Here is an 8,646-nt window from a genome sequence, read left to right as displayed (position 1 = left end):
CTCCGCACACGCGATCATCTTCGGCGCGCCGACCTACATGGGGACGGCCTCGGCCGCCTTCCACTCCTTCGCCCAGGCCACCTCCCAGCGTTGGGCGGAGCGTGCGTGGAAGGACAAGATCGCCTCCGGGTTCACCGTCGCCGGCGCCATGAACGGCGACAAGCTGAGCACGCTCCAGTACTTCTCCATCCTCGCTTCCCAGCACGGCATGCACTGGGTCAACCTCGACCTACTGCCGGGCTGGTCGTCGACCACCGGATCCGCCGACGACCTCAACCGCCTCGGCATCACTCTCGGTGCCGGGGCTCAGGCCAATACCGATCAAGGGCAGGAAGGGGTCACCAGGGCGGACCTCGACACCGTACGGCACCTGGCCGGACGGGTTGCCCGGTTGGCCGAAGCCCTGGCCCACTCCACCGGCGCAGGTCTCACGAGACAGGACACGTCCTTCCAGCCAGAAGCTGTCATGTCCGCGCAGGAAAGGGGACATAATGTCCATCGCATCCCAGGTTGACGTGGGGCAGGCGACGATACTCGTCGTACTGGAGAACGAGTTGGTACGTCGCGGACTCCTGAGCATGCTGAGCGCTGTTCCTTCCGTGCGCGAGGCACGTCGCACCGGCAGCGCCGACGAGGCGTCGGCGCTGCTCACCGAGCACCGGCCCGACGTGTTGCTGTGCCGGGGCAACGACAGGAACTCGTCGGCCCTGGCGGTCACCGCCGCAGAGCGTGGTGCACGCATCCTGCTGCTGCTGGAGGACCTGGACCTGGAGGCGGTCGACGAATCCATCATGCTCCTGGCCCATGGCTTCCTGCTGGAGCACGAGGTGACCGTCGGAGTCCTCGGGGAGGCTCTGGAGCGGCTGAGTACGGGTGAGATCTCCCTGCCGGCCGGCCTGGCCCGCATCCTGTTGACCAGGGCGCACAGCCCGGGATCGGCACGCGGAACCCGAGGCGTCTGCCTGACCCCCCGCGAGCAAGAGGTGCTCTCCTTCCTGGCACAGGGCTTGAGCAACAAGCAGATCGCCCGTCGCCTGACTATTTCCGAGCATGGCGTGAAACGGCATGTGACGAACCTGCTCGCCAAACTGAACTGTCCGAACCGCACACTCGCTGTCGCGCTCGCCCTGCAGGAAGGGCTGATTCTCGCGGTGTCAGGGGGAGGGTGATCCGCTGTGTATGCCGCTTACATCGAAAGACTCGGCCCGCCGGAGGCCATCCGCTACGCACTGCTCGCCCCTCCCCTGCCGGGGCCCGATGATGTCCTGGTGGATGTCACGGCTACGACGGTCAACTGGGTGGACACCTTCATACGCTCGGGCTTGTTCATCACATCCGTCGACTATCCGTTCATCGTCGGCCGCGACATGGTCGGTACGGTCAGGACAGCGGCCCACGGCTTCGCTGTAGGCGACCGGGTGTGGTGCAACAGCCTCGGCCATGGCGGTCGGCAGGGTGCCGCCGCCGAACAGGTCGCGGTACCTGCGGACCGGCTCTACCGTCTGCCGGACGGAGTCAGCCCGGTCGACGCGGTCGCCGTGGCGCATCCGGCCGCGACCGCCTACCTCGCGCTCTTCACGCACGGCCGAGTCCGGCGGGGCCAGACCGTACTGGTGGCCGGGGCGGCGGGGAACGTCGGCAGTGCGCTTGTCGAGCTGGCCGCCGAGGCAGGCGCGTGCGTCATCGCCACTGCCGGAGTGAAGGACCTGGAGTACTGCCGCTCGCTGGGCGCTACGCACGCCCTGGACTACCGGGATCCCGAGGTCACGAAGCGGATCGGTGAGGCCGCTCCGTACGGTGTCGACGTACACATCGACACCTCGGGCACGAACGACCTGTCGTCTGCCATCGCCGTTCTGGCCCAGCGCGGCCGTATCGTCCTGCTCGCCGGTGCTCGCAGCCGTCCCGTACTGCCGACCGGGGACCTGTACATGAAAGACGGCTCCATCGTCGGCTTCGTGATCTCGCGTGCGACCGCTGCCGAACTCGCCGAGGCGGCAGGTGCGATCAATGAGCTGCTCGCTGCCGGGCGGTTGCGCCCACGCACCGTGGAGCATCTCCCCCTGAGCTCCGCCGCCGCGGTCCACCGCCGGCTCGAGCAGGGCGAACTGCACGGCCGACGGGTGGTCCTCCACACGCGTGCCACCGGCTGAGCGTTCGCCAGCCATCTCCCAACCTTCGGTTCGTCACCGACAGCGAACAGTGTTCTCCAGGCCGTTCGTGGCCGTCACCCGACAGCGTCGGCCACGAGCGGCCTCGTCACCTGCCGAGGCCGGCACCGCCGTCCACCGTGAGTTCGTGCAGGGTGATGTGCGAGGCATGTTCGGAGAGCAGGAAAACCACGGCATCGGCGACGTCCGACGGAGCGGCCAGCTTCCTCAGGGGGATACCGACCCGGTAGGCATCCGGGTTGCCCTCGATTGTCGATGAAGCGCCGTTCTGGTCCTGCCACATGGAGCGGAGCATCGGTGTGTCCGTCGAACCCGGCGACACCACATTGCAACGGATGCCGTACCGGGAGACCTCCAGGCCGAGGCTCTTGGTGAACATCGACGCCGCCGCCTTGGAGGCCCCGTAAGCGGCCATCTCCTGACGGGGCGTGCCACCGGCGTTCGACGCCACCGTGACGATCGCTCCCGCGGAGTGCGGCACCATGCGCTTGACCACCGCGCGGGACACCAGGAAGACACCGGTCGTATTGGTCATGAAGACGGCCCGCCAATCCTCGAAGGAGAAGTCCTTGACCTCCCCGAGTCGCAGCACCCCGGCGGCATTGACCAGGTACCGGATGGGACCGAGGCGCTGCTCCACCGCGTCGACCAGGGATTCCACCTCCGCTTCGCTGGTGACGTCGACGGGAAAGCCCTCGACGTGCAGACCGTCCGCGGTCAGCTTCTCGACGGTCTCCCGCAGCTGCACGACATCCCGGTCCGCGGCAGCCACGGTGATGCCACGTTCGGCCAGGACCCGGGCGACCGCCGCGCCGATTCCGCTCGCCGCCCCGGTGACCAAGCAGGTCCCCGGCTCAGGTTTCACAAAATGGTCCATGATATGGCTTCCTCTGAAGGTGAATGGAGGAGGAGGGACTTGCAAGCGGTGCTGTTGCGCTCAGCCCTGCCACGCGGATACCACCGCTATGGCCTGTGCGGGATTCAGGCGCGGGTCACAAAGAGTCGTGTACTTGTCAGCGACCCGACTGACGGAGATCTCGCCGCCCACGCACTCGGTCACCTCGTCCGCCGTCGTCTCCAGATGGAGCCCGCCGGCCACACCGCCGGCCGCCCGGACGGCGAACTGGAAGTCCTGAACCTCCCGAATGACGGTGTCCAGGTGGCGGGTCTTGAGACCGTCGGGAGTCATGACGGTGTTCGCGTGCATGGGGTCGCAGAGCCAGATCACCGGATGCCCGATGGCTCGTACGGCTTCGAGGAGCGGCGGTAGGCGGTCGGCCACCGTCCTGGCTCCCATCCGGACGATGAAGGTGAGGCGACCCGGTTCGCGGTTGGGGTCCAGCCGCTCGCACAGGGTGCGGATCTCCTGGGTCGTCATACTCGGACCGACCTTGCAGGCGACCGGATTCACGACGCCTGCGAGCAGGGCGACATGGGCGCCGTCCACTTGCCGGGTGCGTTCACCGATCCAGGGCCAGTGGGTGGAGGAGAGCCACGTCTGTCCCTCGCTGGTTCGCAACAGCGGGACTTCGTAGTCCAGCAGCAGTGCCTCGTGGCTGCTCCACAGCGGGGAATCGACGCGGGACTGGACCGATGCCTGCCAGCCCAGGTGCCCCATGATCTCGGCCGCGGCCGCGTAGCAGGACAGGATGTGCGAGGGGTCAGGGCGCCGCCTCTCGGCAGTGGGCTCGGGGCGGTTCACCATGTGTCCCCGGTATACGGGCAGTACGGTGTCGCCCACCTGTTCCGTGGAGGCGGAACGAGGCTTGCTGAACTGCCCGGCGATCCGTCCGACCCGCAGCACCGGCTTGTGGGTACGCATCCGCATGGTCCCGGCCAGCACGTCGAGCAACGCGGCCTTGCGAACAACGTCGCCGCGGGTGCGGTCCTCCGGGTTCTCGGCACAGTCACCGCACTGGAGCACATGTGCCTCACCGGCGGCGACCCGGGCCAGCTGGGCTCGCAGCGTGAGCAGATCGGCCAGCCGTACCAACGGACTCATCCGGGAGAGGTTCCCGCGCACCTGCTGGACCAGAGACAGGTCCTGCCAATCCGGCTGCTGTTGCGCCGGAGCACTGTGGACGTCGGGCAGCAACGGGGTCACTCCGCTATCAGGCACAAGGTTCCCCAAGTGAATCCCGCACCGATTCCGGAGATGACCAGCAGATCGCCGGCGGCGATACGCTCTCCCCGAGTCGCCTGGTGCAGCGCGGTGAAAATGGAGGCGGCTCCAGTGTTTCCGTATCGGTCCACAGTGATCTCGGCCCGCGAATGGGGAACCTGGAGATCGTCCATGACGTGCTGCAGGATCCTGAGATTCGCCTGGTGCACGATGTAGTGGTCCACCTCATGGGGCAGGGCACCCAGCGGCTTGAGTGCCAGCCGAATGCTCTCCGGAATCCATTTCGTGGCCTCACGCCAGACCGTACGGCCATCCATCCGCAGGTACTGCATGCCTTCTTCCGCGGTTTTCGGCGTCGTGGGTGTGGTCGCGCCGCCCGCAGAGATGCTGACGGAGTGGGAAAGCGCGGCGTTCATGTCCCAGGACATCAGACCGCGGGCAGGTGCGGAGCGGCCCATCACCACGGCCCCCGCGGCGTCTCCGAAGAAGATCCGTGTGGTGCGGTCCTGGGGGTCGGTCACCCGTGAGAAGCAGTCGGCGCCGATGACCAGGACATTGCGCATCAGGTCGTTCTGGAGCAGGTGGGATCCGAGGAACATCCCGTAGACGCCCCCGGCGCATGCGCTTTGGCTGAGGTCCAGAGGGATCGCGTTCGTGGCTCCCAGCGCGTCTCTCACCATCAGTGCCATGGAAGGCAAGGGCTGGTCGTAGGTCGCGCTGGTGGCCACGATGACGGCACCGATCTCCGCAGCCCGCACGCCGCTGTCCTCGAGCGCCTCCTGTGCGGCAGCCAGGCACATGTCGGACGTGGTGAGGCCGGGCTCCAGCCAGCGTCGCTCCCGGATGCCGGTGCGGTCCCTTATCCACTCGTCCGACGTATCGAGGGTTTTCTCCAGGTCCTGGTTGGTGACGACCCGAGAGGGCAGATGGAGGCCGACACCCATGATTCCGGTAGGAACGCGAAGCCCAGACCTGGGCTCAATTTTCGGAGATTCGATGGATTTTTCTTCACTTTTCCACATTACCCACAAGTTTCCTTTCAGGTTACCGGATGGATGTTTCCCGGTTTACCGGAATGCCCGATCGGGAGGAAATTAGCGCCGATGAGGAACCCGCCACAACCACGACCGGACAGGTCGGATACGGATTTTCGTAGTGGCCGGTAGCAGGTATCCACGGGACCTGCCCAGAAGTGCACGTTCGAAAGGAGACGGTCGGTGAGGGCGACAGTGCACGCCGACATAGCCTGGTGGTAGCGGTACCAAATACGTGAAAATCCGTCTCAGCTGTTTCGATGCTGTGCCGGCCGTCGCAGGCAGGCCCGCACAGCAGAGCCGAAGAGAGGACCGTGTGGATATTCGCGGCAACATCGCGCTGGTTACTGGTGGCACGTCGGGACTCGGTCTGGAGACCGCCCGTAGACTGCTTGCCTCGGGAGCCCGAGTGGTACTCATGGGGCGCTCGCCCGAGCGTGCCGAGAAAGCCATAGCGGAGTTGGGTGGGGAAGCGGTCTACGCGCCCGGTGACGTGACTCAGCCTGACGACGTGGCCAAGGCTGTCGCGGTGGCCGGCCGGATGGGGCGGATGGGCATCGTTGTCAACTGCGCGGGGCTCATCACCGCTGGTGGTGTCCTGAGCCGTGGTGGTCCGCTGCCGCTCTCCGAGTTCGAGCGGACGGTGCGGGTGAACCTGGTGGGCACGTTCAATGTGGTCCGACTGGCCGCTGAGGCCATGGCGGACAAACCTCCGCTCTGCGGTGACCGGGGCGTGGTGATCTGCACCTCGTCGATAGCCGCGCAGGACGGCCAGCGCGGACAGGCGGCATACGCCGCGGCGAAGGCGGGAATCGCGGGGATGACGCTGCCGCTCGCCCGGGACCTGGCGAGGCATGCCATCCGGGTGGTGACGGTGGCACCCGGGCTCTTCGCAACCCCCATGATCGATGACGTTCCGGATGCGGTGCGCTCGGAGCTGGTGGCCGGCACCCCGCATCCCGGCCGTCTGGGCCGCCCCAGCGAGTTCGCGTCCCTGGTGGAGCACATCGTGAGCAATCCGATGCTGAACGGCGAGGTCATCAGGCTCGACGGGGCGGCGCGCCTCGGTTTCAGCTGATCCTGCGCCCGAGGCGCCTTACTCCACCCGAAGTTTCGTGACTCGCCGTCCGGCCTGCGGTTCCGCGGACTCCACCGCACCGCAGGCCGGACGGTCCTTATGCGGACGCCGGCATCGAGCGATGCCCCACGCGGCATCCGTATCCGCCGCACGGGGCATCGAACGAGCTTCGTCGGCGCCGGCCGCGGATGAGTGGAAGCATCCAGCGGCGCGGCGATCGGCGTCAAACAATGATCGGGTTGTCCACCTTGCCACTCTTCGGTACCCGGACGACGACGGCGGCCAGGATGAATGCCCCGATCATGATGAAGCCGAGGATCAGGAATCCTGTGCCGTAGCCGTGGCTGAGCGCCTGGTCCGCCACTGACCTTGTCGTGGAAGAGACCTCGCTGATGTCCGGTCGGTTGCTTCCGTCGCCGCCCGGGACCAGCTCGGCCAGGCGGTTGCTGGTGGAGCTGGCGGCGACGGTGGCGAGGACGGCCAGGCCGAGTGCCCCGCCCACCTGCTGCCCGACGTTCAGCAACGCGGACGCGATCCCCACTTCCTCTTCCGCGATCACCGCCACGCTTGCCAGGGTCAGCGGTACGAAGCACAGTCCTGTGCCGGCTCCGGCGAGCAGCAGCGGGCCGAACAGGTCGGTGAGGTAGCTGCTGTCCGTGCCCAGCAGGGAGAGCCAGAACATGCTTCCGGCCGTGATCAGTGTGCCCGCCAGGAGCAGTGGACGGGGCCCGGTCCGATCCATCAGGCGACTGCTCATGGTGGACGTGATCACGACCCCGACGGCGAATGCCAGGAAGGAGAATCCGGTCTTGATCGGGCTGAAGCCGAGGATGCCCTGGATGAAGAGCGTCAGGAAGTAGAAGAGCACCGCGACCATCACACCGACGCCGAACATGATGACGTAGGCACCGGAGCGATTGCGGTTGGCGAAGATCTTAAGCGGCATCAGGGGCTCGCGGGTGCGTCCCTCGATGACCACGAAGGACACCAGCAGGATGACGCCGACCCCCAGGGGAACGAAGGTTCCCATGCTGCTCCAGGGGTGCGTCGCGGAGTTGATGAGACCGTAGACGATCAAGGACATACCGACGGTCGCCGACACTGCGCCGGGCAGGTCAAGGGCTCCCTTCCGGGTCCTGGACTCCTGGAACGCCCTGGTGGTGGTGAGCAGAACAAGCACGCCGATGGGCACGTTGATGAACAGGACCCACCGCCAGCTCAACGCGTCAGTGAACAGGCCGCCCAGGATGTTGCCGAGGGCGCCACCCAGTCCCGACACCGCCCCGTACACTCCCATGGCCTTGTTGCGCTCCGGCCCCTCGGTGAAAGTGGCGGACAGCAGGGACAGCACGGCCGGTGCCACCAGCGCGGCGGCTATTCCCTGTACCGCCCGGGCCGCCAGCAGCCACGCCTGGTGGGTGGCCATGCCTCCCGCCAGGGAGGCCACGGTGAGCAGCGCCATCCCGAAGAAGAGAGTCCTGCGGGCCCCCCAGGTGTCCGAGATGCGCCCGCCCAGCAGGAGAAGCCCACCGAAGGTGAGTGCGTAGGCGTTGACCACCCACGCCAGGTTGAACGAGGAGAAGCCGAGAGCCGCTTGCATCGACGGAAGCGCCACATTGACCACCGAGACATCCAGGATGATCATCATTTGCGCGGTCGCGATAACGGTCAGAGCCAGGCCCTTGGCGGACCGGGGTGTTGCTGCGTCGGTCGTATCCCTAAGCAGGCCGGAACGGGACGACCCGTCCCGTTCTTCGGATTGGGTGGACATTGATTGCTCCTTGGTGGGATTCGCACGCAAGAAGCCGCGCGTGTTCGCTATCGGAAATCCCGTCGTCCGTGTTGGCCGATGCCTCACAGACGAGCACGCCGCCGCAGGCACTGCGGCTCGCGTACGGGGGACCGCCGAAGCAGGCGGCGAGAAGTGCGATGAAGCCCCGGGTCACCCTGGTCCCGCTGCTCGGAACCGGACCAGTTTTTCGGGATTGAGAACGGCGAAAATGTTATGGATAAGCGCGTGGCGAATATCAAGGAGAACCAGGTACTCTCGGCCGTCGACCGTCGTCCATGCCGCGTTTTCCCCATTGGCGACGGTGATGCGCGAGTTCCTGAATCCGTAGGTCCTTATCAGTGCGGCCAGGAAGGACACGACCTCCATTCGGCCACTGACCGGCCGGAGTGCCGCACGTACCCTGCCGCCACCGTCGTTCCAGGCGGTCACGCCTTCACTCAGCATGTCGG

At 66.5% G+C, this 8,646-nt stretch carries 8 protein-coding genes and 1 pseudogene; 4 read left to right on the top strand and 5 right to left on the bottom strand.

All coding sequences use genetic code 11. The features are described 5' to 3' along the window. From F3T56_RS43885 to F3T56_RS43875, 3 genes are all read left to right on the top strand, one after another. Positions 1-514: flavodoxin family protein (locus tag F3T56_RS43885; protein ID WP_149831054.1), on the top strand; the 514-nt coding region annotated here is incomplete at its 5' end. Next, positions 492-1,169, top strand: coding sequence for a LuxR C-terminal-related transcriptional regulator (locus F3T56_RS43880; RefSeq protein WP_149831053.1), 678 nt, complete (start codon positions 492-494; stop codon positions 1,167-1,169). The genes F3T56_RS43885 and F3T56_RS43880, both read left to right, overlap by 23 nt. Positions 1,170-1,175: 6 nt before the next feature. Then, positions 1,176-2,153 (top strand): NADPH:quinone reductase, encoded by a 978-nt coding sequence (locus F3T56_RS43875; protein WP_149831052.1) that lies wholly within the window; start codon positions 1,176-1,178, stop codon positions 2,151-2,153. A 106-nt stretch (positions 2,154-2,259) separates the two neighbouring features. Here F3T56_RS43875 and F3T56_RS43870 read toward each other — a convergent pair whose 3' ends face one another. The 3 genes from F3T56_RS43870 to F3T56_RS43860 are packed head-to-tail and all read right to left on the bottom strand — an operon-like array spanning position 2,260 to position 5,237. Continuing rightward, on the bottom strand, positions 2,260-3,048 hold the full coding sequence (locus tag F3T56_RS43870) for a 2,3-dihydro-2,3-dihydroxybenzoate dehydrogenase (protein WP_149831051.1): 789 nt from the start codon (positions 3,046-3,048) through the stop codon (positions 2,260-2,262). Between the two features lie 60 nt (positions 3,049-3,108). Next, positions 3,109-4,275, bottom strand: a complete 1,167-nt coding sequence (locus tag F3T56_RS43865; protein ID WP_149831050.1) for a 3-deoxy-7-phosphoheptulonate synthase — start codon at positions 4,273-4,275, stop codon at positions 3,109-3,111. Further along, positions 4,272-5,237 carry a 3-oxoacyl-ACP synthase III family protein gene (locus F3T56_RS43860; RefSeq protein WP_246204761.1) on the bottom strand — a complete coding sequence of 322 codons (966 nt, stop codon included), beginning with the start codon at positions 5,235-5,237 and terminating at the stop codon, positions 4,272-4,274. The genes F3T56_RS43865 and F3T56_RS43860 overlap by 4 nt, the downstream gene beginning before the upstream one ends. Positions 5,238-5,562: 325 nt before the next feature. On the opposite strand from F3T56_RS43860, the gene F3T56_RS43855 reads away from it, so the two are divergent. Next, positions 5,563-6,405 carry an SDR family NAD(P)-dependent oxidoreductase gene (locus tag F3T56_RS43855; RefSeq protein ID WP_342787065.1) on the top strand — a complete coding sequence of 281 codons (843 nt, stop codon included), beginning with the start codon at positions 5,563-5,565 and terminating at the stop codon, positions 6,403-6,405. 223 nt (positions 6,406-6,628) lie between these two features. On the opposite strand, the gene F3T56_RS43850 is transcribed toward F3T56_RS43855, so the two are convergent. Both F3T56_RS43850 and F3T56_RS47260 read right to left on the bottom strand, forming a co-directional pair. Then, positions 6,629-8,176 (bottom strand): MFS transporter, encoded by a 1,548-nt coding sequence (locus tag F3T56_RS43850; RefSeq protein ID WP_172639460.1) that lies wholly within the window; start codon positions 8,174-8,176, stop codon positions 6,629-6,631. Positions 8,177-8,347: 171 nt separating this feature from the next. Then, positions 8,348-8,646 (bottom strand): annotated as a pseudogene (locus F3T56_RS47260) (RNA polymerase subunit sigma); the annotation flags it as partial.

The sequence above is a fragment of the Streptomyces tailanensis genome (assembly GCF_008386495.1).
Taxonomy (GTDB): domain Bacteria; phylum Actinomycetota; class Actinomycetes; order Streptomycetales; family Streptomycetaceae; genus Streptomyces; species Streptomyces tailanensis.
The sequence above is the reverse complement of the archived record's forward strand: the minus strand, read 5'-3'. Positions and strand labels throughout refer to the sequence as shown.

Excerpts from the sequence above, each read along its gene's own strand:
- F3T56_RS43850 (WP_172639460.1), bottom strand. The coding sequence starts at position 8,176 with ATGTCCACCCAATCCGAAGAACGGGACGGGTCGTCCCGTTCCGGCCTG.
- F3T56_RS43870 (WP_149831051.1), bottom strand. The coding sequence starts at position 3,048 with ATGGACCATTTTGTGAAACCTGAGCCGGGGACCTGCTTGGTCACCGGG.
- F3T56_RS43860 (WP_246204761.1), bottom strand. The coding sequence starts at position 5,237 with ATGGGTGTCGGCCTCCATCTGCCCTCTCGGGTCGTCACCAACCAGGAC.
- F3T56_RS43880 (WP_149831053.1), top strand. The coding sequence starts at position 492 with ATGTCCATCGCATCCCAGGTTGACGTGGGGCAGGCGACGATACTCGTC.